The 23362-nt window shown below is 67.6% G+C and carries 23 protein-coding genes and 1 tRNA gene; 21 read left to right on the top strand and 3 right to left on the bottom strand.

The features are described 5' to 3' along the window. Nucleotides 1-170: 170 nt before the first annotated feature. The 8 genes from ccoN (at nucleotide 171) to ccoS (ending at nucleotide 7911) form a co-directional block, all read left to right on the top strand. Nucleotides 171-1889, top strand: a complete 1719-nt coding sequence (ccoN, locus tag OMW55_RS01165) for a cytochrome-c oxidase, cbb3-type subunit I (RefSeq protein ID WP_264880179.1) — start codon at nucleotides 171-173, stop codon at nucleotides 1887-1889. Nucleotides 1890-1898: 9 nt separating this feature from the next. Continuing rightward, complete coding sequence (ccoO, locus tag OMW55_RS01160) at nucleotides 1899-2633, top strand: cytochrome-c oxidase, cbb3-type subunit II (RefSeq protein WP_264880178.1); 735 nt, start codon at nucleotides 1899-1901, stop codon at nucleotides 2631-2633. Beyond that, a complete protein-coding gene (locus OMW55_RS01155) occupies nucleotides 2630-2788 on the top strand; it encodes a cbb3-type cytochrome c oxidase subunit 3 (RefSeq protein ID WP_264880177.1) in 159 nt (52 codons plus the stop codon). The genes ccoO and OMW55_RS01155 overlap by 4 nt, the downstream gene beginning before the upstream one ends. Continuing rightward, nucleotides 2781-3683 carry a cytochrome-c oxidase, cbb3-type subunit III gene (gene ccoP, locus OMW55_RS01150; protein WP_264880176.1) on the top strand — a complete coding sequence of 301 codons (903 nt, stop codon included), beginning with the start codon at nucleotides 2781-2783 and terminating at the stop codon, nucleotides 3681-3683. The genes OMW55_RS01155 and ccoP overlap by 8 nt, the downstream gene beginning before the upstream one ends. 70 nt (nucleotides 3684-3753) lie before the next feature. Further along, nucleotides 3754-5211 carry a cytochrome c oxidase accessory protein CcoG gene (ccoG, locus tag OMW55_RS01145; protein WP_264880174.1) on the top strand — a complete coding sequence of 486 codons (1458 nt, stop codon included), beginning with the start codon at nucleotides 3754-3756 and terminating at the stop codon, nucleotides 5209-5211. A gap of 26 nt (nucleotides 5212-5237) precedes the next feature. Then, nucleotides 5238-5648, top strand: a complete 411-nt coding sequence (locus tag OMW55_RS01140; protein ID WP_264880173.1) for a FixH family protein — start codon at nucleotides 5238-5240, stop codon at nucleotides 5646-5648. Next, a complete protein-coding gene (locus OMW55_RS01135) occupies nucleotides 5645-7768 on the top strand; it encodes a heavy metal translocating P-type ATPase (protein WP_264880172.1) in 2124 nt (707 codons plus the stop codon). The genes OMW55_RS01140 and OMW55_RS01135 overlap by 4 nt, the downstream gene beginning before the upstream one ends. Next, nucleotides 7765-7911: a cbb3-type cytochrome oxidase assembly protein CcoS gene (gene ccoS / locus OMW55_RS01130; protein ID WP_264880170.1), complete on the top strand. Its 147-nt coding sequence runs from the start codon at nucleotides 7765-7767 to the stop codon at nucleotides 7909-7911. Before OMW55_RS01135 ends, ccoS begins: the two co-directional genes overlap by 4 nt. Before the next feature lie 277 nt (nucleotides 7912-8188). Here ccoS and OMW55_RS01125 read toward each other — a convergent pair. Continuing rightward, nucleotides 8189-8275: transfer RNA gene (locus OMW55_RS01125), tRNA-Leu, on the bottom strand. Nucleotides 8276-8412: 137 nt separating this feature from the next. Between OMW55_RS01125 and OMW55_RS01120 the strand changes: the two genes are divergently transcribed. The 5 genes from OMW55_RS01120 to OMW55_RS01100 all read left to right on the top strand — a co-directional run bounded on the left by OMW55_RS01120 (nucleotide 8413) and on the right by OMW55_RS01100 (nucleotide 12349). Then, on the top strand, nucleotides 8413-9384 hold the full coding sequence (locus OMW55_RS01120) for a complex I NDUFA9 subunit family protein (RefSeq protein WP_264880169.1): 972 nt from the start codon (nucleotides 8413-8415) through the stop codon (nucleotides 9382-9384). A 6-nt stretch (nucleotides 9385-9390) separates the two neighbouring features. Then, entirely contained in the window at nucleotides 9391-10191 is an 801-nt protein-coding gene (locus tag OMW55_RS01115; protein WP_264880168.1) for an undecaprenyl-diphosphate phosphatase, read from the top strand. A 70-nt stretch (nucleotides 10192-10261) separates the two neighbouring features. Further along, a complete protein-coding gene (locus tag OMW55_RS01110; protein WP_264880167.1) occupies nucleotides 10262-10678 on the top strand; it encodes a hypothetical protein in 417 nt (138 codons plus the stop codon). Between the two features lie 61 nt (nucleotides 10679-10739). After that, a complete protein-coding gene (locus OMW55_RS01105) occupies nucleotides 10740-11411 on the top strand; it encodes a glutathione S-transferase family protein (RefSeq protein ID WP_264880166.1) in 672 nt (223 codons plus the stop codon). Between the two features lie 140 nt (nucleotides 11412-11551). Continuing rightward, a complete protein-coding gene (locus OMW55_RS01100) occupies nucleotides 11552-12349 on the top strand; it encodes a phosphatase PAP2 family protein (RefSeq protein ID WP_264880165.1) in 798 nt (265 codons plus the stop codon). Here OMW55_RS01100 and ubiG read toward each other — a convergent pair. After that, nucleotides 12297-13019, bottom strand: a complete 723-nt coding sequence (gene ubiG / locus OMW55_RS01095) for a bifunctional 2-polyprenyl-6-hydroxyphenol methylase/3-demethylubiquinol 3-O-methyltransferase UbiG (protein WP_264880164.1) — start codon at nucleotides 13017-13019, stop codon at nucleotides 12297-12299. The genes OMW55_RS01100 and ubiG overlap by 53 nt on opposite strands. Before the next feature lie 57 nt (nucleotides 13020-13076). On the opposite strand from ubiG, the gene OMW55_RS01090 reads away from it, so the two are divergent. The 8 genes from OMW55_RS01090 (at nucleotide 13077) to tilS (ending at nucleotide 21665) form a co-directional block, all read left to right on the top strand. Further along, nucleotides 13077-14321: an aspartate kinase gene (locus OMW55_RS01090; protein ID WP_264880163.1), complete on the top strand. Its 1245-nt coding sequence runs from the start codon at nucleotides 13077-13079 to the stop codon at nucleotides 14319-14321. Continuing rightward, nucleotides 14318-15328 (top strand): NAD(P)H-dependent flavin oxidoreductase, encoded by a 1011-nt coding sequence (locus tag OMW55_RS01085; RefSeq protein WP_264880162.1) that lies wholly within the window; start codon nucleotides 14318-14320, stop codon nucleotides 15326-15328. Before OMW55_RS01090 ends, OMW55_RS01085 begins: the two co-directional genes overlap by 4 nt. Before the next feature lie 16 nt (nucleotides 15329-15344). Continuing rightward, nucleotides 15345-15740 (top strand): VOC family protein, encoded by a 396-nt coding sequence (locus OMW55_RS01080; protein WP_264880161.1) that lies wholly within the window; start codon nucleotides 15345-15347, stop codon nucleotides 15738-15740. A gap of 9 nt (nucleotides 15741-15749) precedes the next feature. Then, the gene (locus OMW55_RS01075; protein WP_264880160.1) at nucleotides 15750-16577 is read left to right on the top strand and encodes a J domain-containing protein; all 828 of its coding nucleotides are present in this window, start codon (nucleotides 15750-15752) and stop codon (nucleotides 16575-16577) included. 44 nt (nucleotides 16578-16621) lie between these two features. Next, nucleotides 16622-18886 carry a phosphoenolpyruvate--protein phosphotransferase gene (gene ptsP / locus OMW55_RS01070; RefSeq protein WP_264880159.1) on the top strand — a complete coding sequence of 755 codons (2265 nt, stop codon included), beginning with the start codon at nucleotides 16622-16624 and terminating at the stop codon, nucleotides 18884-18886. A 66-nt stretch (nucleotides 18887-18952) separates the two neighbouring features. Then, entirely contained in the window at nucleotides 18953-19750 is a 798-nt protein-coding gene (locus OMW55_RS01065; RefSeq protein WP_264880158.1) for a helix-turn-helix domain-containing protein, read from the top strand. A 59-nt stretch (nucleotides 19751-19809) separates the two neighbouring features. Further along, nucleotides 19810-20688 carry a tetratricopeptide repeat protein gene (locus tag OMW55_RS01060; RefSeq protein ID WP_264880157.1) on the top strand — a complete coding sequence of 293 codons (879 nt, stop codon included), beginning with the start codon at nucleotides 19810-19812 and terminating at the stop codon, nucleotides 20686-20688. Further along, nucleotides 20679-21665 (top strand): tRNA lysidine(34) synthetase TilS, encoded by a 987-nt coding sequence (gene tilS / locus OMW55_RS01055; RefSeq protein WP_264880156.1) that lies wholly within the window; start codon nucleotides 20679-20681, stop codon nucleotides 21663-21665. Before OMW55_RS01060 ends, tilS begins: the two co-directional genes overlap by 10 nt. Here tilS and OMW55_RS01050 read toward each other — a convergent pair. After that, nucleotides 21607-23184, bottom strand: coding sequence for a globin-coupled sensor protein (locus OMW55_RS01050; RefSeq protein ID WP_264880155.1), 1578 nt, complete (start codon nucleotides 23182-23184; stop codon nucleotides 21607-21609). The two genes, tilS and OMW55_RS01050, sit on opposite strands and share 59 nt — an antisense overlap. Nucleotides 23185-23362 lie beyond the last annotated feature (178 nt).

Raw genomic sequence — 23362 nt, 5'->3', positions numbered from 1 at the left:
CGCCTCGTGCGCCCGTTTTGATCCAGCGCAATTCACCTTGAGGCCCTAGGCGGCAGGGAGGCTCGGCGCGGGGTCCGCGCGGGCGCCCTGAAGCTAAGTAACTTTGCTTACGGCGCGGCCCGCCTGCTCTTCGCTAGTCTTGGCGCAAGGGCAATTGACGGGCGAAACTCATGGAACAGCTGGTACTCAAGAGCGGCGGGTGGCTGCTGGTCGCGGTGATCGCCGTGATCGCGGTGGCCGCCTCTGCCGACTTCGGCTTCTCGGTCCACATGGCCATCGTCGCGATCGCGGCGCTGCTGGCGATGACCGCTGGCCTGCAAAAGGCCAATTACTTCGCGTTCGCCACCGCCGCAGCGCCGCGCAAGGCCGACCACTCGCGCTACGATGACGACCCCGTCCGGTGGGGCGTCATTGCCACTCTCTTCTGGGGTGCGGCGGGCTTCCTCGCGGGCCTCTATATCGCGCTTCAGCTGGCCTATCCGGCGCTGAACCTAGGCCTCGAATACACCAGCTTCGGCCGTCTCCGCCCGCTGCACACGTCGGCGGTGATCTTTGCCTTCGGCGGCAATGCCCTGATCGCCACCAGCTTCTACGTGGTGCAGCGCACCTGCCGCGCGCGGCTCGCCTTTCCCACCCTCGCCCGCTTCGTCTTCTGGGGCTACCAGTTGTTCATCGTGCTCGCCGCCACCGGCTACCTGCTCGGGATCACGGAAGGGCGCGAGTATGCCGAGCCCGAGTGGTACGTCGACCTGTGGCTGACCGTCGTGTGGGTCGCCTATGCAGCGGTGTTCGTCGGCACCATCGTGAAGCGCCGCGAACCGCACATCTACGTTGCCAACTGGTTCTACCTAAGCTTCATCCTGACCATTGCCATGCTGCACCTGGTGAACAACCTCAGCATGCCGGTCAGCCTGCTCGGCTCCAAAAGCTACTCGGCATTCGCAGGCGTGCAGGATGCGCTGACCCAATGGTGGTACGGCCACAATGCGGTCGGCTTCTTCCTGACGGCCGGCTTCTTGGCCATGATGTACTACTTCGTGCCCAAGCAGGCCGAGCGCCCAGTCTACAGCTACCGGCTGTCGATCATCCACTTTTGGTCGCTGATCTTCCTCTACATTTGGGCGGGTCCGCACCACCTGCATTATACGGCGCTGCCCGACTGGGCGCAGACGCTGGGCATGGTGTTCTCCGTGATGCTGTGGATGCCGAGCTGGGGCGGCATGATTAACGGCCTGATGACCCTCAACGGGGCGTGGGACAAGGTCCGCACCGACCCGATCATCCGCATGATGGTGATGGCGCTGGCCTTCTACGGCATGGCCACCTTCGAAGGCCCGATGCTGTCGGTGAAGGCGGTGAACTCGCTGTCGCACTACACCGACTGGACCATCGGCCACGTCCATGCCGGCGCGCTTGGCTGGAACGGCATGATCACCTTCGCCGCCATCTATTATCTCGCCCCGCGCCTGTGGAATCGCCAGCGGCTCTACTCGCTGCGGATGGTCAACTGGCACTTCTGGCTCGCGACCCTGGGGATCGTCCTCTACGCCGCCGCCATGTGGACGGCCGGCATCATGCAGGGCCTGATGTGGCGCGAATATGGAGCGGACGGCTACCTCGTCTACTCCTTCGCGGAAGTCGTCCAGGCGATGCACCCGATGTACCTGATCCGCGCGGCGGGCGGCCTGCTCTACCTGGCCGGCTTCCTGATCATGATCTGGAACATCGCCCAGACGATCCGCGGCAACCTGCGGCAGGAAAAGCCGCTGAGCGACGCCCCCTTCAACCCCGACGCCGACCGGCCGCTGCCGGCTCAGGCGGCGGAGCAGCCGGCACCCCTGCCGGTGCCCGCCAACGAGCCTGTCGCCCAGCCGATCGCCGCCGAATAGGACCTGTCCATGGCCAGCAAGCCCTTCACCCACGGCCACATCGAGCGCAACGTCACCATCCTGGCGGTGCTCTCCCTCCTGGTGGTCACCATCGGCGGCATCGTCGAGATCGCGCCCTTGTTCTGGATCGACTCCACCATCGAGAAGGTCGACGGGGTGCGCCCCTACACCCCGCTCGAGCTGGAAGGCCGCAACATCTACATCCGTGAGGGCTGCTACAGCTGTCACAGCCAGATGATCCGGCCCTTCCGGGATGAGACAGAGCGCTACGGTCACTACAGCCTGGCGGCCGAGAGTATGTACGACCACCCGTTCCAATGGGGCTCCAAGCGGACCGGGCCGGATTTGGCCCGGGTCGGCGGACGCTATTCTGACGAATGGCACGTGCAGCACCTCAAGAACCCGCGCTCGGTGGTGCCGGAATCGATCATGCCGGGCTATTCCTTCCTGGCCAGTCGCGAACTGGAGGTCGGCGACGTCAGCCGCGACCTGCGGGCGCTCAGCCGCACGGGCGTGCCATATAGCGAAGCGTCGATCGCTAAGGCCAATGACGACCTCCTGGCGCAGGCCGATCCGAGCCGCGATGCCGGCGACCTCGCCAAGCGCTATCCCAAGGCGCAGATCCGCGACTTCGACGGCGATCCCAGCCAGGTGACCGAAATGGATGCGCTGGTCGCCTATATCCAGATGCTCGGCACCCAGGTCGACTTCAAAGCTGCCGCCGCGCAGGAGCAGATGAAGTGAGCTACGAGACCTTCCGCCATTTTGCCGATAGCTGGGGCCTGGTGGTGATGGCCCTCACCTACCTGATCTTCGTCGGTTGGGCCTTTCTGCCTCGCAACCGCAGCCGCAATCGCGACGCTGCCACCATGATCTTCAAGGACGCCGACCATGGCTGACGACAAGAAGCGCATCGATCACCCGACCGGGACGGAAACCGTCGGCCATGAATGGGACGGGATCGAGGAGCTCAACACGCCCCTGCCGCGCTGGTGGCTGTGGACCTTCTACATCACCATCGCCTGGGGCCTGGCCTACACGATCTTCTATCCCGCCTGGCCGATGATCCGCTCGGCCACGGCCGGGACGCTCGGCTGGTCGAGCCAGGGCCAGTTGGAGGGAGAGCTGAAGGCGGCCGAGGCGCAGCGCGCGCCGGTCCTCCGCGCCATCGCCGCAACTCCCGCCGAGCACCTGACGGGCAATCCGCAGCTGTTCCAGGCAGCGGTGGAAGGCGGGCGTGCGGCGTTCCGCGTCAATTGCGTCCAATGCCACGGCTCGGGCGCGACCGGCAGCAAGGGCTATCCCAACCTGAATGACGATGATTGGCTTTGGGGCGGCGACATGGGCGCCATCCACCACACGCTGGTCGACGGCGTCCGTAACCCGGACCACGAGGCCACCCGCATGTCGCTGATGCCTGCGTTCGGTCGTGACGGCATCCTGCAACCCGACCAGATCCAGTCGCTGGTCGCGTATGTCCGCACTATCAGTCACCAGCGCAAACCCGATGCCATGGCGCTTCAAGGCCGCGACCTGTTCGCCGCAAACTGCGCCGCCTGCCACGGCCCCGACGGGAAAGGGAACCGCCAGTTCGGAGCGCCCAACCTGACGGACGGCATCTGGCTGTACGGCGGCGATGAAGCGACGCTCACCGAGACCATCACCAACAGCCGCGCTGGCGTTATGCCGCGCTGGGGCGAGAAGCTCGACCCCGTTACCGTTAAGATGCTCGCCGCCTACGTATACTCCCTTGGTGGCGGCGAAGCGAAGAAGGTGCAGACGGCGAGCCGGTAATCAGCTCACCAGCTCTTCCGCGCCGGCACCCAGACCGGCGCGGGAGACCTGCGGCAAACTCGGTAGCGCCATGAACGACCTGTCGAATAATCCAGCCAGCCTCTACGAGAAGCGCAAGGCGGTCTACCCCAAGGCGGTCGACGGCTTCTACCGACGCCTGAAATGGTCGATCATGGCAGCGGCGCTGCTGATCTACTACGTCACGCCTTGGCTGCGCTGGCACCGCGGTCAGTATGCGCCGGACCAGGCAGTGCTGGTCGACCTTGCCCACCGCCGCTTCTACTTCGGTCCGCTCGAGATCTGGCCACACGAGTTTTACTACGTCGCGGGCCTGCTGATCATGGCCGGCGTCGGCCTGTTCCTGGTCACCTCCGCCGTCGGCCGCGCCTGGTGCGGCTACGCCTGCCCGCAAACGGTCTGGACGGACCTGTTCCAGCACCTCGAACGCTTCATCGACGGCGACCGCAATGCGCAGGCGAGGCTCGCGAAGGCGCCCTGGACGCTGGGCAAGATCGCCCGCCGTGGCACCAAGTACGCGCTGTTTCTGCTGGTGTCGGTGGCGACCGGCGGCGCGTGGATCTTCTACTTCGCCGACGCGCCAACCTTGGCGCACGAGTTCGTCAACGGTCAGGCCGCACCTGTCGCCTACGCAACCGTGGCCCTGCTGACCGCCACCACCTTCGTGTTTGGCGGCTTCATGCGGGAGCAGGTGTGCATCTATATGTGCCCCTGGCCCCGCATCCAGACCGCGATGATGGACGAGAAAACCCTCATCGTGACCTACAAAGACTGGCGCGGGGAACCGCGGGGGCGCGGACGGCGGACAGCGACCCTGGCGGACCTGGGCGGGCAGCCGGAACGGCTCGGCGATTGCATCGACTGCAACCAGTGCGTGGCCGTGTGCCCGACCGGTATCGACATCCGCGAAGGGCCGCAGATCGGTTGCATCACCTGCGCCTTATGCATCGACGCCTGCGACAGCGTCATGGGCAAGATCGGCAAGCCGCGCGGTTTGATCGACTATGCCACGCTGGAGGATTGCGCGGCAGAGTCTGCCGGCGCACCGCCCAAGCCCCTGTGGAAGACAGTGCTGCGCCCCCGCACCCTCGCCTACTTCAGCCTATGGAGCGGCGTTGGCGTCGCCATGCTGTTCGCACTGGGCGACCGCCAGCGGCTGAGCATCAGCGCGCTGCACGGGCGCAACCCGGCCTATGTGCAGCTGTCCGACGGACATGTGCGCAACAACTTCACGCTCAAGTTGCGCAACATGGAACTTCGCCCGCGCCTGTTCGAGGTTCGGATGGACGGGCTCGACGGCGGCGCCATGTGGACCGCCGACGGCAGCCGGGATCGTGCGGGTGCCGCCTTCCGCACCAACGTGCCAGCCGATTCCCTCGCAAAACTACCTATTTTCGTGACCGCGCCTGCTGGCGGAGAAGCGGACGAGCCCTTCACCTTCACGGTCAGGGCGATCGGACAGGATGAGCGCGACATGACCGACGCCAAATTCGACAGGCCGGCGCAATGAGGACCCGATCAATTAACGGGCGGCACATGACGGCCATTCTAGTCGCTTTTTTCGGCGTGGTGATCTCGGTGAATATGCTGATGGCCACGCTGGCCGTACGCACGTTCGGCGGCGTGGTCGTCGAGAACAGCTATGTCGCGAGCCAGGAATATAATCGGTGGTTGGCAGCAGCGAAGCGCCAGCAGGCGCTCGGCTGGCGGATCAAGCCCGGCGTTGACGCTGCGCGGCGCGTCACCATAACCGTGTCCGTCAGCGGTGCCGAGGTCAGCGGCTATGCCGAACATCCGCTGGGCCGGCGGGCGGACGTGCCCCTGCGCTTTTCCCGGCAGGACGGCGGTTTCGTCTCCGACCGGCCGTTACCGGCGGGCCGCTGGGCCGTGCACCTGGTCGTTCGCAAGGGCGCCGACGAGGCGCGTCTCGTCGAGACGCTGTCGTGACCGCGCAAGCCGCCGTCCGCGCTGCCGAGCCGGTCGAGCGCACGGTACTGGCGGTGCCCGGTGTCCATTGCGCGGGCTGCATCTCCAAGATCGAAAAGGGCCTGGCGGGCGTCCCCGGCCTCGTCTCCGCGCGCGTTAACGTCACCGCCAGGCAGCTGACGGTGGAGCATGCGGCATCCTTGCAGGTGCCCGACCTGGTCGCCGCGGTGGAGCGGGTCGGCTTCCAGTCGCAGCCGCTGACCCTAGGCACAGCGCAGGCTGCGGGGGGCGAGACCCGCCAGCTGCTGCGAGCGACCGCCGTGGCCGGCTTCGCGTCGATGAATGTGATGCTGCTGTCGGTGTCGGTCTGGTCTGGTGCGGCGGGCGCGACGCGCGACCTGTTCCACCTCATCTCCGGCCTGATCGCCATTCCCACGGTCGCTTACTCGGGCATGCCGTTTTTCCGGTCGGCCTGGTCGGCGCTGCGCCACGGGCGCACCAACATGGATGTGCCGATCTCGATCGGCGTCCTGCTGGTGACATCGCTCAGCCTGTTCGAGGCGCTGACGGGCGGCCCCAACGCCTATTTCGATGGCGCGGTGATGCTGTTGTTCTTCCTGCTGGTCGGGCGAGTGCTGGACAGCGTCATGCGCGACCGCGCGCGCGACGGCGTGACGGCGTTGCTGAAGCAGACCGCGCTTGGGGCACTCGTGCTGCAATCCGAAGGTCCGAGCCAATGGATCCGCGCTGCCGAGCTCCAGCCTGGCATGCGCATGCTCGTCGCCACCGGCGAGCGGCTGGCTGCCGACGGCGAGATCGAGGTGGGCTCCAGCAGACTCGACTGTTCGCTCCTGACGGGCGAATCCACGCCGGTCGCGGCTGGTCCCGGCACGGCGGTGCACGCCGGCACGCTGAACTTGCTCGCGCCGCTCACCGTGCGGGTCACCGCCACTGGGCAGGGCACGACCCTGGCCGAGATCTCGCGCCTGATGGAGGAAGCGGGCCAGGGTCGGTCGCGCTACGTCCGCATCGCGGACCGGGCAGCCCGGCTTTATGCGCCGGCGGTCCATACGCTGGCGGCCTGTTCCTTCCTGCTGTGGCTGCTGATGGGCTCGGGCGTGCACCAGTCGCTGCTGATTGCGGCGGCGGTGCTGATCATCACCTGCCCGTGCGCGCTTGGCCTCGCCGTCCCTGCCGCGCAGATCGTCGCCGCCGGCTCGCTGATGCGGGCGGGCGTGCTGGTTAAAGACGGCTCAGCGCTGGAGCGGCTGGCTGAGGCTGACCGGGCCGTGTTCGACAAGACCGGCACGCTGACGCTGGGCCGGCCGGAGCTGGTCAACGCCGCCGACCTCGCCCCTGATGTCAAGCCGGTGCTGCTTGCGCTGGCGCAGGCCAGCCGCCATCCGCTGTCCCAGGCCGTCCGGCGGGTTCTCTCGGCCGACGGCGTGGTCGCGGCCGCGCTGGACGGATTGGCGGAAGAGCCCGGCTATGGTGTCCGCGCTTATGCCGGTGGCAAGCCCGTTAGCCTCGGCCGGAGCGCCGGGTCATCCGATGGGATGGCCGCTGCCTTTACCGACGCGGACGGCATCACGACCCTGCTGCGGTTCGAGGACCGGCTGCGGCCCGACGCGGCCGAGACCATCCGCCGGCTGCGCGACATTGGGATCGAGCCGTCCGTCGCCACCGGTGATCGCGCAGGCGCCGTGGCCGCCACGCTGAACGGACTCAACCTCACCGCCCAGACCAGCATGCGCCCTCAGGACAAGCTGGACCTGATCGCGCGCCTGCAGGCCGCCGGGCACCGGGTACTAATGGTCGGCGACGGGCTGAACGACGGTCCGGCACTCGCTGCCGGGCACGTGTCGATGGCGCCGGCCTCGGCCAGCGACGTCGGGCAGAATGCCGCGGACATGGTGTTCCTTGGCGACAGCCTGCTGCCCGTGGTGAAGGCAATCGCCGCCGCCCGCCGCACCCTGCGGATCGTGCGCCAGAACTTCGCCATCGCAATCGGCTACAACGTGATCGCGGTGCCGCTGGCTTTTGCCGGGGTGGTCACGCCGCTTGTCGCGGCGCTTGCAATGTCTTGCTCGTCGATAATCGTGGTCGCCAACGCGCTGCGGCTCAGGGGCGCGGCACGGTGAGCGGGCTTGCGCTGCTCATCCCGCTTGCCCTGCTGCTGGGCCTTTGCGGCCTGGCCGCGTTTTTCTGGTCGATGCGCAGCGGCCAATTCGACGATCTCGACGGTGCCGGCATGCGCATCCTCCTCGACGAGGATGACGGGTGAGTTGGCTTGCCGCTCCCCTGGCGATCCTGGCCTGCGCCTCGCTGTCGGTGGCGATGTGTTGCCCCATCAAATCGGCTCGCAGCGGCGGCATTTGCCATGGGAGCGCCGGACAGCCCGGCCGCCAGCCGAGCGCACCCGATCACCCCAGCGGCTGCCACGCAGCGCTTGGTTGCACAGGCAACCGGCGGTTGAAGATGGGAAAGTAGCGGACCAGCAAGTCGACTGCGTAAGCTGCGAGCCGCTTGTCCCATAGCGGACGCTACGTCGCCCGGAAGGGTGGTGCCCAGGAGAGGACTCGAACCTCCACGCCCTTGCGAGCGCCAGCACCTGAAGCTGGTGCGTCTACCAATTCCGCCACCTGGGCACAGGAGCTTCGTCAGCTGGTAGGCGGCGGCGCTTAGGGGAGGCTGGCGGCGGCTGTCAACGGCCGAGTGCAACAGGGCCGCAGATCGACGTTTGTCCGCCTTGTCGGCCCTGAGGCGCGGCGCTAGGGCGCTCGGCATGACCGACCCGGCTTCCGACTGGCGCAACCGCATCATTACCGTCCTCGGCGGAGGCGGGTTCATCGGCCGCTATGTGTGCGAGCAGCTGTTCCATTCCGGCGTCCGCCTGCGGGTGGCGCAGCGCAACCCGCGCAAGGCGTGGTTCCTGCAGCCGCTGGCCGCCGTCGGGCAGCTCGACCTCGTGCCGATCGACATGAACAAGCCGGGCAGCCTGGAACGGGCGATCGACGGCGCCTGGGGCGTGGTCAATCTGGTCGGCGCGTTCAGCGGCAACCTGCAGCAGGTCCATGCCGACAGCGCCGGTCGCGCCGCCGAACTGGCTGCGCGCACGGGTGCCGAAAGCTTCGTCCACGTATCCGCGATCAATGCCGATCCGGACTCGCCTAGCGTCTACGGGTCGACCAAGGGGCGCGGTGAGCAGGCCGTGCGCGCGGCCTTCCCAAATGCCACCATCGTCCGCCCGAGCCTGGTGTTCGGGCCGGAGGACCAGCTGACCAACCGCTTCGCCAACATGGCTCGGTTGCCGATCCTGCCCGTGCTGGCGCCCACACGGCGGTTCCAGCCTGTCTACGTCCGCGACCTGGCGGAGGCGATCGCCGAAGCGGCGCAGGACCCGGAGGAGCATGGCGGCGAGACCTACGAGATCGGCGGGCCAGAGGTCATGACCATGCACGAGCTGAACGCCCGGATCGCCGAGGCAGCCGGCCATTCGCCCGGTATCGTCGACCTGCCGGATTTCGTTGGCGCGGCAATGAGCAAGCTCGGCTTCCTTCCGGGCGCGCCGCTGACCCGCGACCAGTGGCTGATGCTGGCCAATGACAATGTCGTGCACGACGGCATGCCCGGACTGGAAGCGTTCGGGATCACCCCGACGCCGCTGGATGTGGTCGCGCCCGACTGGCTGGACCGGTTCCAGCCCGGCGGCCGCTTCCAGCGCAATCACCGCCGCAGCCAAGCCAGCGCCGGCTGATCATCAGTGCCCATCTGGCTGCTCGTGGTCCTCCTCGGCGTCGTCGAGGGCCTTACCGAATATCTGCCCGTCAGCTCGACCGGGCACCTGATCCTGGCGACCGAGCTGCTTGGCTTTAAGGCGAGCGATTGGGAGGCGTTCAATGTCGCGATTCAGCCCGGCGCCATCCTGGCGATCGTGGTCCTATACTGGCGGACCTTTCGGGACGTGTTCATTGGTCTGTTCCGGCGTGACGCGGGCGCTTGGCGGTTCGTCCGTAACCTGATCGTTGCCTGCCTGCCGGCCATCATCCTGGCGCTGCTCATCGGCGACTATATCGAGAGCCTGCTGAGCAATGCGCTGGTGGTCGCCTGGGCGCTGGTTGTCGGCGGCCTCGCGATCTTCATCGTGGAGCGGCTGGTGCGCCCGCGCGAGTGCGGCGGCGTGCAGAACCTCACCCTGCGCCAATCGCTGACCGTTGGCGCGATCCAGTGCTTGGCGATGATCCCGGGTGTCAGCCGGTCGGGCGCGACCATCCTCGGAGCCATGTCGATCGGCGTCGATCGCAAGACGGCGGCCGAGTTCAGCTTCTTCCTCGCAATGCCGACGCTGAGCGGGGCGACCGCCTATTTCCTACTCAAGCACCACGACCGCATCGCACCGGGCATGTACGGCAACATCGCGTTGGGCGCGTTCGTCAGCTTCATCGTCGCGCTGGTGGTGGTGAAGGTCTTCGTGGCCACCATCAGCCGGTTCGGCTTCACGCCATTCGCCTGGTACCGGATCATCGCCGGCGGAGCCGCGCTGGCCTGGCTGGCGGCGCGCTGAACGTCCGTTCAGGCCCAGCTAAGCGATTGAGGTTACAGTGGCGCAGGTCCTCGATTCGGAACTGTTTGCCATGCGCCTCCCCTTGCTCCTTATCGCCCTGAGTGCCGCTACTCCCGCCGTCGCACAACCCTTGCCGCCGTCGCAACTGCCGCCGGAGATTGCCAGCGGCCAGGTCGTGGATCAGCTGCAGCCTGTGCTGCGCGCCGTCGCTCACGCCTTCCTCGACCTGCCCGTCGGTGAGATCCAGGTGGCAGTCGAGAACCGCGCGGTGCGCCCCGAGGAACGCAATCGCCGGGTCCGCGACCTTGCCGGGGTGGACGAGCGGCAGCTCGACCGGGAGATCGCCGAAGGGAGCGACACCATGAAGGCCGGAACCCAGGCAATTGCCCGCAGCCTGCCGGCTATCAGCCGGGCGCTGAACCAGGCGTCCGACGAGATTGCACGTACCCTCAACAACCTGCCCTCGCCCACCTACCCGCGCCGATAGGGCCCATCGGCCTCGGCCAAAGCCTAGACGCGGGCGCACCGCTCGCTAAAGCCTGCCGGTCATGTGGCAGCTCCTGCAATTTCCGCTATGTCCCTTTTCCCGCAAGGTGCGGCTGGTCATGGCCGAGAAGGGGGTGCCGGTTGAGCTGATCCGCGAATATCCGTGGGAACGGCGGGACGAGTTCGTCGACGTCAATCCGGCCGGCGAGACACCGGTGCTGATCGAGCCGGACCACGGCCTGACCCTGATCGGATCGCAGCCGATCGCCGAATATTTCGATGAGGCAGTGGAGCGATCGCCGCTGATCATCGGGGATGCCGCCATGCGAGCGGAGATCCGCCGGCTGGTCGAATGGTTCGACGAGAAGCTGTTCCGCGAAGTGGTCGAGCCGCTGATGGTGGAGCGAATGCGCAAACGCCTGGTCAACAAGGAAAGCCCCGACACCCGGGTGCTCCGCGAAGCCATGCGGATCGGCAACAACCACCTCGACTATCTCGATTATCTGCTCGATCACCGGCGCTGGGTAGCGGGGCCGGCCATCAGCCTGGCCGACTTCACAGCCGCCGCTCACCTCAGCGTCATCGATTACCTCGGCGCGCTCGACTGGCGTGGGCACCGCCAGACCAAGGATTGGTATGCGGTGATGAAGTCGCGGCCAAGCTTTCGTCCGCTCTTGGGCGAGCGCATGGACGTGATCGTCCCGCCAACCCACTACGACAAGGTCGACTTCTAAGCGGCTCGCCTGTGTTAATGGCGGTAACGCTAGCTTTTTCACGATCACAGGCGTAACGTTCTCACTCAAGCGGCCTTCCAAGCCGCGTCCACCGACCTGGCGTGAGACGCGGCTGACAGCTCGCTTGCCGGGGAGATAAGTTGCGTAGCGCGTTCGCCAGTCAGTTGCAGCGCTTAGACCTGGCCGCGACCGAGTCCGCGGCGCGACTGCTCGGTCATAGTGCTGTGTTCGACGCACTGATCCGATATCTGGCGCAGTTCGATACGTTTAAGATTTTCCCGCTCGTCGCCCTGCTGTGCGCCGTTGCCAGCCAGCAACGCGACCGGCCCCAAGCGGTAAGGGTGCTGTTCGATGGCATTGCTGCCGGCCTGCTGGCCCTGGTGGTCGCCCGTTTGGTTCAGAACCTCGGTCCGGCGCGGTTCCGGCCGGCGTTCCTGCCCGGTTTCGACGGGCCGCTGCCCTTTGTCTGGATGATCCCATCAGACTGGAGCAGCTTTCCCAGTGACACGGCGGCGTTAGCGACGGCCTTGGCACTGGTGACCCTGCGGCGGTCTCGGCCGCTTGGCCTATTCGCGTTGATCTGGGCATTGCTGGTCAGCATGGCGCGGCTGATCAGCGCCTTTCACTACCCCAGCGACCTGCTGGCCGGTGCGGCGATCGGCGCGTTGGTAGCGATAGTTATCTCAAGCTCTTTTGTGACAAGCCGCGAGGCCCGCCTCGCCGAGCGGGCGCTGGCCACGGCCCCCACGCTCACCTGCCTGTTCCTGGTTGGCATGCTGTTCCAATTGGGCACGATGTTCGACGATGTCCGACACGGGGCGGGCGGCCTGCTGCGGCATATCGGTGTTCTGAAGGAACGGCCGGCGGCACCGATCGCCGCCGTGGTCAAGAACGAGCAGTCGCCGTCAGCAGATAGTTCAGACGAAGATCATCGCTGAGGTGCAGCCCGCGGGACGGGCTGAAAGCAATGCCGGCCGTGTCGCGCAGCTGGAGCCCCACTTGGTCAAGCAGCGCCGCCATCTGCTCGGGCGCGATGAATTGGTCGTAGTCGTGGGTCCCGCGAGGGATCTGGCCGAAGCCTTCCGCTAGCGTGATGGTGAGCAGGCGCGCCCAGGCCGTGCGATTGGGGGTCGACAAGATCAACAAGCCGCCGGGCGCCAGCCGCTCGGTGAGGTTGCGCAGGAAGTCGGCGGGCGCGGCGACATGCTCGATCACCTCCATAGCGGTGATCAGGTCGTACCGGCCTTGCACCTCCTCCACGCCGCACGCTCGGTAGTCGATGGCCAGCCCACGGCCTTTGCAATGGCCGCGGGCGGCGGTGATGAGCTCGGGGGCGGCGTCGACACCGGTCACGGTCGCACCCAACCGGGCTAGTGGTTCGCAAAGCAGGCCAGCGCCGCAGCCGACGTCCAAGGCTGACTTTCCCGCGAGGGGCTTCAACGAGCGCTCGTCCGTCTGCCAGTGCTGGTCTACGCGGTCGCGGATGTATCCGAGCCGCACCGGGTTCAGCCGGTGCAGCATGGCCGACGCGCCCTTGGGATCCCACCAGTCGCCGGCCATGGCGCCAAAGTGGGCGGCTTCCTCGGGCCGGATGCTTGTCTCCACCATGCCCGCCCCCTAACAGGGCGCCGCCCTTTCCACCATCAGGACCTTGGCCGACCCAGCATGGCCCGCATCGTCATGAAATTCGGCGGCACCTCCATGGCGGGGATCGAGCGCATCCGGCATGTCGCCGACCGCGTGCGGCGCGAAGCCGAGGCCGGCAACCAAGTGGCAGTGGTGGTCAGCGCCATGGCCGGGGAGACCGACCGGCTGGTGCAACTGTGCCGCGAGGCGGCCGCTCTTTACGACCCGCGCGAGTATGACGTGGTGGTCGCGAGCGGCGAGCAGGTCACGAGCGGCCTGTTGGCGATCACGCTGCAGGGCATGGGCATTAAGGCCCGTTCCTATATGGGTTGGCAGCTGCCGATCCGCGCGTCGGGCCATGTCAGCGCGCTGATCGAGGAGATCGACGTGGACGTGCTGGAGCGGGTGTTCGCCGAGGACGGCATCGCCGTGATTCCCGGCTTCCAGGGCGTGACCGGCGAGGGCGCACTGGCGACGCTTGGCCGCGGTGGGTCGGACACGTCGGCCGTCGCTCTTGCCGTGGCGATGAAGGCCGACCGCTGCGACATCTACACGGACGTGGACGGCGTCTACACCACCGACCCGCGGATCGTGCCCAAGGCGCGCAAGCTGGACCTCGTCACCTACGAGGAGATGCTGGAACTCGCGTCCGTCGGCGCCAAGGTGCTGCAGACCCGTTCGGTTGGCCTCGCCATGCGCTTCAACCTGCCGCTGCAGGTTCTGTCCTCGTTCGAGGACCGGCCAGGCACCATGATCGTGAGCGAAGACGCGCTCGAAGGGAAACAGATGGAACGCAACGTTGTCACTGGCATCGCCCACGACCTCAACGAAGCGAGGGTCACGCTCGCCGGCCTGCCCGACCGGCCGGGCGCTGTCGCCGCCGTGTTCGCGCCGCTCGCCGCCGCCAACATCAACGTCGACATGATCGTTCAGTCGGTCGCGCGTGCGGGCGAGCCCAGCGACCTGACCTTCACCGTGCCGACCGCCAGCCTGCCGCACACGGTGGCGGAACTGGAAAGGGTACGTGGCGCTGTCGGCTTCACGGACCTGCTGACCGACACGGACGTGGTCAAGGTCAGCGCGGTGGGCGTCGGTATGCGCTCCAATGCCGGCATCGCCGCCAAGATGTTCGACACGCTGGCGGAGCGCGGCATCAACATCCTCGCCATCACCACGTCGGAGATCAAGGTCAGCGTGCTTATCCCCGAAGACTATACGGAGCTGGCCGTGCGCGTGCTGCACACCGCCTTCGGGCTCGACGCCAGGCCGGAGCAGGCGGCGTGACCGCGCAGCGGCTAGCCGAACTGTGGTCGCGGGGCACGGAGTTCCTCGGCTGCGAGCATGCGATCCTCGGCGGCGCGATGAGCTGGGTGTCGGAGCGCAACCTGGTTTCCGCGATCAGCAACGCCGGCGGCTTCGGCGTGATCGCCTGCGGGGCGATGAACCCCGAGCTGCTCGACACGGAGATCAGGGAAACCAAGGCGCGGACTGACCGGCCGTTTGGGGTCAACCTCATCACCATGCACCCGCAGCTGTCCGAGCTGATCGAGGTCTGTGGACGGCATGGAGTCGGCCACATCGTGCTGGCGGGTGGCCTGCCGCCGAGCGGCGCGCTCGACAAGATCAAGAGCACAGGCGCCAAGCTGATCGCCTTCGCGCCGGCGCTCAGCTTGGCCAAGAAGCTGATGCGCTCGGGCGCGGACGCGATCGTGATTGAAGGAATGGAGGCGGGCGGGCACATCGGGCCGGTCTCCACCTCTGTCCTGGCGCAAGAAATCCTCCCGCACATCTGCGAGCAGATCCCGGTGTTCGTTGCCGGCGGGATCGGCCGCGGCGAGGCGATTGCCGCCTACCTGGAGATGGGCGCGGCGGGTGTGCAGCTCGGGACCCGCTTCGTCTGCGCGACCGAGAGCATCGCGCACGCGAACTTCAAGAAGGCCTTCATCCGCGCCTCGGCGCGCGACGCGGTGCCGAGCGTGCAGATCGACCCGCGCCTGCCGGTAATCCCGGTGCGCGCGCTCAAGAACAAGGAAACCGAGCGCTTCGCCGCCAAGCAACGCGAGATTGCCGAGCACCTCGACGGCCAACGACTGGAGATGGCCGAAGCGCAGCTGCAGATCGAGCACTATTGGGCCGGTGCGCTGCGCCGGGCGGTGATCGACGGCGACGTGGAAACGGGTAGCGTGATGGCTGGCCAGTCGGTGGGCATGGTGACGAAGGAGCAGCCGACCGCCGAGATCATCGGCGAACTGGTGGAGGAGGCGGCGGCCGCGTTAGAACGGCGACGCTGAAACAGGGAGAAATGCCATGCCGGTTCTGAGTGGCTCCACCGTAATCGCGTTCCTGTACACCACCGACGTCGAGCGCTGCATTCGATGGTATGGCGACGTGCTGGCCCTGGAGGCGCGCAGCCGCGACGAATATGGGGCGGAGCTGGTGGTGTCTGGTGCACCGGGCGCGATGGTCCGAGTTACCGCGCTGCCTTCCTTCACCCCGTCCGAGCACCCCGTCGTCGGCTGGGACGTGCCGGACATGGCGGCGGTCGGGCGAGCGCTCGGCGACAAGGGCGTCCGCTTCACCATCTACGACGGCATGGGCCAGGACGAGCATGGCATCTGCACCTCGCCCGACGGCAAGAGCCGCCTGGCCTGGTTTTCCGATCCCGACGGCAACGTCCTGATGCTGACGGAGACGGTGCGCTGAGCAGCGGCGGTGCCTGACCCCTATCGCGTGCTCGGGGTGCCGCCGTCGGCCGACGGCGTCGCGATCCGGGACGCCTATCGCGCGCTGATGAAGCGCTACCATCCTGACCAGAACCGGTCGGCGGAGGCTCAATGCCGCGCGCGGGACCTGGCGACAGCGTACGCCGTGCTCAGCGATCCCGACCGGCGTGCCGAGTTCGATCGGCAGCGCCTGCATGTCGCGCCGCGTTCGTCTCCGGCGCTCCCGCCCCGGCGGCGGCCGCGGGCGCGCGGGCGCGCGGGCGGCATGCTGCTGGTGCTGCTGAGCGCCGGCCTGGTCGCCTTTGCCGTGATGAAGCCGCCGGCCGCATCCTTGCGCCGACCCCAGCCTCCTGCGACCAGTGCCGAGCCGACCACACCGCCGCCGGCCTTGCTCGCATCGATTGAACACCAGGTGGAGCCGACTCCGGCGCCGCCAGAGCCCGTCGAGCCGCCAACCACTCCCGCGCCGCAAGTGGTCGCCCTACCGCTGCCGCGAGCGTTGCCGCCGGTTAGCAAAGTTGCGGTCATACCCGCGCCCAGGACGCAGCCGCTACCTGTTCCCCAGCCCACAAACCCGAGCATCGATCCGTGCGAGGTCGATGCGAGTTGCCCGGCGATCGACCTGGCGGCGCTGGAGCGTCACCTTGCCTTGCTGACCGGTCAGTCACTGCAGAACGCCGATCCTGAGACCCGAACCCTCCTGGTGAGAACGCAGGCAACGTTTCAGGTCCGCATGACTCACTGCAGCTCCGCTAGCTGCAAGCGCGACGCCTTTCTCGCGCGCAATCGGGAGATCGCCGACATCATGCGCGGCTAGCGGTGCGCTTGGAAGCACGGCCCCCGTCTGTTAGCCCGGTCGCCATGCCGCTGAACGCCGCCAACGCCGCCCGCGAGATCCTGACGGGCCTGCACGACGTCATGGCGCGGCGCGGCTCGGCGCAGGGCAAGCTCGACCATGTCGTCGACCTCATCGCCGAGGCGATGAAAAGCGAGGTCTGCTCCATCTACCTGCTGCGCGACAATGCGCTGGAACTGTTCGCCACCCACGGCCTGCGCAAGGAAGCGGTGCACGTCACCCGGCTGCAGCTGAGCCAGGGCCTGGTCGGCACCATCGCCGCAGAAGGCCGCGTCCTTAATCTGGCGGAAGCCTCCTCCCACCCGGCCTTTGCCTACCGGCCCGAGACGGGTGAGGAGAGCTTCCACAGCTTTGCCGGCGTGCCGATCATCCGGCGCGAGAACGTGATCGGTGTGCTTGCCGTGCAGCACGCCGACGCGCGCGGCTACCAGGATGTCGAGATCGAGGCTCTGCAGACGGTCGCCATGGTGCTGGCCGAGCTGATCGCGGGCGCCCGGCTGGTCGACGGCTCCGACCGCCGTCGTGCCCGCGACGGAATGGTGCGGCTCGCGGGGCTCAAGCTGGTGTCCGGTATGGCCCGCGGCACCGCCGTCTTTCACCAGCCGCGGGTGGTGGTCGAGCATACCGTGGCCGAAGATACCGAGCTTGAGCGGGCCCGCGTCTACGCGGCATTCCGTAAAATGCGCGAGCAGATCGAGCACATGACCCGCGAGGCGGAGTTCGGGACGGTCGGAGAGCATCAGGAGATCCTCGAGACCTACAAGATGTTTGCTTACGACGAGGGCTGGTCGCGGCGCATCAATGCGGCGATCGACAGCGGCCTTACCGCGGAGGCGGCGATCGAGCGGGTCCAGCAGCGCACCCGCGCCCGGATGCAGGAGATCGACGATCCCCTGCTGAAGGAGCGGATGCACGACCTGGAGGACCTCGCGAACCGACTACTGCGGATCGTGTCGGGGCGGATGGGCACCGCCGCGCAGACCGGGCTGCAGCGCGACGCAGTGCTGATCGCGCGCAACATGGGTCCGGCGGAGCTGCTCGAGTATGACCGGCGGCGTTTGAAGGCGGTGGTGCTGGAGGAAGGCTCGCTGACCAGCCACATGGTGATCGTCGCCCGGGCCATCGGGGTACCCGTGCTCGGCCGCATCACCGACATTCGCCATACGGCTAACGAGGGCGACACCATCCTGGTCGACGGCGACCAGGGTAGCCTCGTCGTCCGCCCCACGAGCCAGGTCACGGCCAGCTTCGAAGGGCGCATGGCGATGAGCCAGCGCCGCCGCGCCGAGTTCGCCACCATCAGGGGCGCGCCGGCCACTACCAAGGACGGCCGCCGCTGCACGCTGATGGTGAACGCCGGACTGGCAGAGGACTCTGCGCAGCTGGAAGCGGTCGGCGCTGACGGCATCGGCCTGTTCCGCACCGAGTTCCAGTTCCTGGTGTCCGCCACCCTGCCCGGCCGCGACAGCCAGCTGCGGCTCTACCGCCAGGTGCTCGATGCCGCGGGCGACAAGCCGGTGATCTTCCGAACCGTCGACATCGGCGGCGACAAGGCGCTCCCTTATCTTGCGGATGAAAAGGACGAAGCGGAGAACCCAGCGATGGGCTGGCGCGCCCTGCGCCTATCCCTGTCCCGCTCGACCTTGATGAAGGCGCAGGCGCGGGCGTTGATCGAAGCGACGGACCGGCGCGTGCTGCGAGTCATGTTCCCGATGATCTCCGAACCGTGGGAATATGAGGAGGCGCGCGCGCTATTCGAGGAACAGCTGGCCTGGGCTCGGGACAATCGGCGCATCCAGCCGAGCCGGGTGGAGTTCGGCGCCATGCTGGAGGTGCCGGGTTTGGCCGAGATGCTGGACGTGCTGCTGCCGCGGGTCGACTTCCTGTCGATTGGGACCAACGATCTAACCCAGTTCCTGTTCGCCGCCGATCGCGCCGATCCCCGGCTGGCTCAACGCTACGACTGGCTGAGCCCGGCCATCCTGCGCTTCCTGCGGCGGGTCGCGCGCGAGGCTACGGCGGCCGGTGTGCCCGTCCGAGTGTGTGGAGAAATGGGTGGCCGCCCCTTGGAGGCGATGGCCCTAATCGGCGTCGGCATCGATAACTTTTCCATCACGCCGGCCGCAGTCGGGCCGGTCAAGGCGATGATCCGCTCGCTCGATGCCGGAGCGGTCCGGACCCGAATGGAACAGCTGCTCGCGCGCCCGCCGCGCGACATGCGCAAGGCGTTGACCGATTGGGCGAAGCGACAAGGAGTCGTGCTGGGCTAAAGGCGTTGACTTGCCGACGTTCACCTTCAAGAACAGCGGCGAAAGCGGACCGGGGCGGGGAGCGGCATGGTCGACGAAACGGACATGGGCGGAGGAAAGACGGTCGGTGAGCAGCTGCGCGCTGCGCGCACGGCGCAGGACGTCAGCCTGGAAGAGCTGGCCGCGCGGACCCGCATTCCGACGCGCCACCTCGAAAGCCTGGAGGCGAGCGACTGGAGCAAGCTCCCGGCCACCACTTATTCGATCGGCTTCGCCAAGTCCTACGCCAGCGCGGTCGGGCTAGACCGGACCGCCATCGGCGAGCAGCTGCGGGCCGAGATGAGCGGTTACAGCCAGCGCCCGGCCCATACGACCGAGGTGTTCGAACCGGCCGACCCGGCCCGGGTCATGCCCAAGTGGCTCGTGCTGCTGGCCGTGCTCGGCGTAATTGCGGTCGTCGCCGCCCTGTTGGTCATGCGAAACCGGGAAATCAGTGGCCCTGACGAGGGTGCCGCGCCAGTCGCCGCCGAGGCGCCGCAGGGGCCGGCGGCCGCCGCTTCATCGGCCGCGGCTCCAGCGTCGAATGGCCCGGTGGTAATCACCGCCAACGAGCCGGCCTGGCTGCAGGTCTACGAAAAAGGCGGCAAGACCCTGTATCAGGGCCAGCTCGCCGCAGGCCAGAGCTACGAGGTGCCGGCCAGCGCTACTGCCCCCCTGCTGAAGACCGGCAAACCGGAGGCGCTACGCGTGTCGGTCGGGACCGCCGATGCGCCGTCGGTCGGCCAGCCGGGGACGACCGCGCGTGACGTGTCGCTGCTGCCGGCCGACCTGATGCGTGGCGGCGCGGCCACGCCCGCCCCGGCAAGCGCACCCGCAACCCGTTGATTCATCGGAGCGCAAGGCTCCGCTAGCCACCACATCACCTTCCTTCGACCGAGAACGACATGCGCACCCTGCTTGCTTCCGCCGCCTTCACCCTGCTCCTCGCCGGCCCTGCCGTCGCTCAGCGCCAGCCCACCCCCGAACAGCGCGTCGAGCGGCTCGAGCGCCAGGTCCGCCAAATCCAGGGACGCGTGTTCCCGAACGGACAGCCGGCCAGCACCGCGGGCCTGGCCGATGATCCCGCTGCCAGTCAGGTGGTCGTAACCGCGCTCAGCAACCGGCTCGACAACATCGAGCGCTCGCTGACGCAGATCACCCGGGTCAACGAGGAGAATGCCAACCGCATCTCCACGATGGAAGCAGAGCTGGCGCGGCTGCGCGCCGACAGTGACCAGCGGCTGCGAACGCTTGAGACCGCCGCGCCGGCTGCGCCCGCCGCTGGAGCAGACACTGGGGGTAGTCGCGATACTGCCCCGGCCGCCACTGATCGCCCTCGCCCTGCCCCGGCCACCCAGGCCAGCACGGCGCCGGTCAAGACCGGCGATCCCAATGCCGATGCCGAGGCGGCCTACGATGTCGGCTACCAGCTGTGGCAGCAGAAGAAGTACGACCAGGCCATTGCCGCCCTGCGCGCCATGACATCGTCCTTCCCCAATCACCGTCGCGTCAGCTGGGCCAACAACCTCATCGGCCGCTCGCTGCTGGACAAGGGCGATTATCGCCCGGCCGCCGAGGCGCTGCTCGCCAATTACCGCGGCAACCCGCGCGGCGAGCGGGCGCCCGATAGCCTCTATTATCTTGGCCAGGCGCTGGTCGGGCTCAAGCAGTCGAGCCAGGCCTGCAAGGCCTATGCCGAGCTCGAGGAGGTCTATGGCGACCGCATGCGACCCGACCTCAAGACTCTGCTGCCGGGCGCCAAGAGCAGGGCGGGGTGCCGCTAGCGACCGACAAGGACGACGTCCGGCGCTTCCGCGCCGCGCTGGCCTGCCTGGTCGGTGACGAAATGCTGGAAAGCGCTTCGCTCGGAGTGGCGGTTTCGGGCGGACCGGATAGCCTGGCCCTTCTGCTGCTTGCCGCTGCCGCCCTGCCCCGACGCGTGCTGGCGGCGACGGTGGATCACCGCCTACGACCTGAGAGCGCGGCGGAAGCAGGGTTCGTCGCGGATGTGTGCGCCACCCTCGGAGTGCCGCACGACATATTAGCCTTGGAATGGGAAGTGCCGTCCGCCAACCGCCAGGCGAGCGCCCGGGAGGCGCGCTACGCTCGGCTGGAACAGTGGGCCGAGGAGCGGTCGGTGCGCTGGTTGGCGACCGGCCATCACCTCGACGATCAGGCAGAGACCGTGCTGATGCGCCTTCATCGCGGGACAGGGGTAGACGGGTTGGCCGGGATCCAGGCGGCGCGGCCGATGTCCAGCAACGCAGAAGTGTCGCTCGTCCGGCCGCTTCTTGGTTGGCGCAAGTGCGATCTCAAGGCGGTGGTCGAGCGAGCTTCTTTGACCCCGGTGAACGACCCGAGCAATGCTGATCCGGCGCACGACCGCACCCGGGCGCGCGCCTTCCTCGACGCATCCCCCGATTGGCCCGACCGGCGCCGGCTTGCCGCCACCGCGTGCCATCTGAGAGACGCCCGGGATGCGCTGGAGTGGATGGTGGGCGAGTTGCTTCGTACCCGGGCGAAGGCCGCGGATGGCGGGTGCACGCTGGACGTGCGCGGCGTGCCGCGGGAGCTGCGGCGACGACTGCTGCTGCGGATACTTGCCGACCTGGCGCCTGCCAGCACGCCACAGCGCGGGGACGAGGTCGCCCGCGCCCTCCTCCGACTGGTCGCGGATGAGGTCGCCACTCTCGGCGGCGTGGTCATCCGGCCGGGCGCAGGCGAATGGCGGTTCGAACGGGAACCCCGGCGGCGACCCTAGAACTGCTGCCAGTCCCCGCCCGCGGGCGCCGGCATGCGGACCAGCTTCGCCGCCGCAGTGCTGGGCAGCGGCTTGACTCTTGCGCCCGTGAACTCCCGGCCTGGCTGGCCCGCCGCATCCTGACCACGAACCGGCTGATCTGATCCGACAGCGTGCTTACTTCGCTCAGCAGGTTGCGCGACGCGGCGGAGGTTTCCTCGACCATGGCGGCGTTCTGCTGGGTGGCCTGGTCCATGCTGGCGATGGCCGAGTTGATCTCGGTCACGGCGCTGGCCTGGGCCTGGTTGTCGCTGGCGATGGTCGCCAGCAGCGCATGGACCTGCTCGACATCGCCCGAGATGTTCTGCAGCGCGCCGTCGACCTTTTCCACCGCCTGCACCGCCGTGACCACGTCGGACTGGGTAACGGTCAGCTGGTCGCGGGCCCGCTTGGCCTCTTCCTCGGCGCGCATGGCAAGCGCGCTGACGAGGTCGGCGACCACCGCGAAGCCGCGGCCCGCCTCACCGGCACGGCCAGCCTCGACGGCGGCATTCATGGCCAGCACGCGGGTCTGGAACGCAATCTTGTCGAGGCCCTCGATCACGCTGTCGATGCCCTTGGCGCTTTCGCTGACCCGGCCCATCGCCTGCACCGCTTCGTCCGCGACCGAGCGGCCGCTGGCCACCGTGACCTTGGTCTGGTCGGCGCGCTGCACCGTGTCCTGCGCGGCGCTGGCCGTGGCCTTGAGGCGACCGTCCATCTGCGACACTGCGGCAGCGGTCTGCTCAAGCGAGGCGGCGTTGCTTTCCGTACGGCGGGCGAGGTCCTCGCTCGCTTGGGCGATCTCCGCCGAGCCGGTGCGGATTTGCTCGGCGCTGACTGCGACGGAGCCGATCAAGTCGCGCAGCTTGGCGACCGAATTGTTGTAGTGCGTCTCGATCATCGCGAAGCTGGCGGGGAGGCCGGACAGGTTTTCCGTCAGGTCACCGCCTGATAGCTTGGCCAGCGTTGCGCCCAGCGCCTGGATCGCCGCTTCGCGCGACGTCTGGCATTCCTCGTACCAGATGGAGGTCGACAGCTCCATGTCGAGCAAGGCCGCCTTCACCAGCGTTACCGCGACATCGATGCCCTTGGGCTTGCGGAAGAACGTCAGGGCCCGCCGCCACCAGCTATATTCATTGTCGATCGCCCGGAGCATGTAGTCGAGGACCAGCCCGTAGGCGCCCATGTACCAGCGTGGCTGCAGCCCGATGCGCGCGTGGACGCTGCCGATCGCGCGCACGCTGGCGTGAAAGTCGTTGTCGAACCGCGCCTGCGAGATACGGCTCCAGTGCCGCGCCTGAGCCGTTCTTGCTGACGCCATGTGGCTGTCGTCGCGGAAGAAAGAGGAGACCTCCGCAGTGCCGCGGACCTGCGCGTAGAAGCTATCGAGCGCCGGTCCGATCCAGCGCTCCACGTCTGGCTGAACACCCTTGAGCAGTTGGCGGTGCTGGCCATCGAACCGCATGAAATCAAGCCGGCTATCAAGTTCCCTGCTCATCCAGTCCCCCCGTGTGCTGAACCGTCTTTTTTGCCGCGGCAGGCGCACCCTGCCCCGCCCGACGTCTATCTTAGGTGGGAAGGCAGTCTTCAGGGGCGACCGGCCACATTCGCTTGTTGCTGACGAGTTCCGGTCGGTCTTGCGCTCGTTGTCTAAGCTGAAGGGCGACGGGCGCGGC

The sequence above is a fragment of the Sphingomonas arvum genome (assembly GCF_026013565.1).
In the GTDB taxonomy this organism is placed as follows: domain Bacteria; phylum Pseudomonadota; class Alphaproteobacteria; order Sphingomonadales; family Sphingomonadaceae; genus Sphingomicrobium; species Sphingomicrobium arvum.
This window is presented reverse-complemented; position numbering and strand designations above follow the sequence as displayed.

Excerpts from the sequence above, each read along its gene's own strand:
- ccoN (WP_264880179.1), top strand. The coding sequence starts at position 171 with ATGGAACAGCTGGTACTCAAGAGCGGCGGGTGGCTGCTGGTCGCGGTG.
- ccoO (WP_264880178.1), top strand. The coding sequence starts at position 1,899 with ATGGCCAGCAAGCCCTTCACCCACGGCCACATCGAGCGCAACGTCACC.
- ccoP (WP_264880176.1), top strand. The coding sequence starts at position 2,781 with ATGGCTGACGACAAGAAGCGCATCGATCACCCGACCGGGACGGAAACC.
- ccoG (WP_264880174.1), top strand. The coding sequence starts at position 3,754 with ATGAACGACCTGTCGAATAATCCAGCCAGCCTCTACGAGAAGCGCAAG.
- OMW55_RS01140 (WP_264880173.1), top strand. The coding sequence starts at position 5,238 with ATGACGGCCATTCTAGTCGCTTTTTTCGGCGTGGTGATCTCGGTGAAT.
- OMW55_RS01120 (WP_264880169.1), top strand. The coding sequence starts at position 8,413 with ATGACCGACCCGGCTTCCGACTGGCGCAACCGCATCATTACCGTCCTC.
- OMW55_RS01110 (WP_264880167.1), top strand. The coding sequence starts at position 10,262 with ATGCGCCTCCCCTTGCTCCTTATCGCCCTGAGTGCCGCTACTCCCGCC.
- OMW55_RS01105 (WP_264880166.1), top strand. The coding sequence starts at position 10,740 with ATGTGGCAGCTCCTGCAATTTCCGCTATGTCCCTTTTCCCGCAAGGTG.
- ubiG (WP_264880164.1), bottom strand. The coding sequence starts at position 13,019 with ATGGTGGAGACAAGCATCCGGCCCGAGGAAGCCGCCCACTTTGGCGCC.
- OMW55_RS01090 (WP_264880163.1), top strand. The coding sequence starts at position 13,077 with ATGGCCCGCATCGTCATGAAATTCGGCGGCACCTCCATGGCGGGGATC.
- OMW55_RS01080 (WP_264880161.1), top strand. The coding sequence starts at position 15,345 with ATGCCGGTTCTGAGTGGCTCCACCGTAATCGCGTTCCTGTACACCACC.
- ptsP (WP_264880159.1), top strand. The coding sequence starts at position 16,622 with ATGCCGCTGAACGCCGCCAACGCCGCCCGCGAGATCCTGACGGGCCTG.
- OMW55_RS01065 (WP_264880158.1), top strand. The coding sequence starts at position 18,953 with ATGGTCGACGAAACGGACATGGGCGGAGGAAAGACGGTCGGTGAGCAG.
- OMW55_RS01060 (WP_264880157.1), top strand. The coding sequence starts at position 19,810 with ATGCGCACCCTGCTTGCTTCCGCCGCCTTCACCCTGCTCCTCGCCGGC.
- OMW55_RS01050 (WP_264880155.1), bottom strand. The coding sequence starts at position 23,184 with ATGAGCAGGGAACTTGATAGCCGGCTTGATTTCATGCGGTTCGATGGC.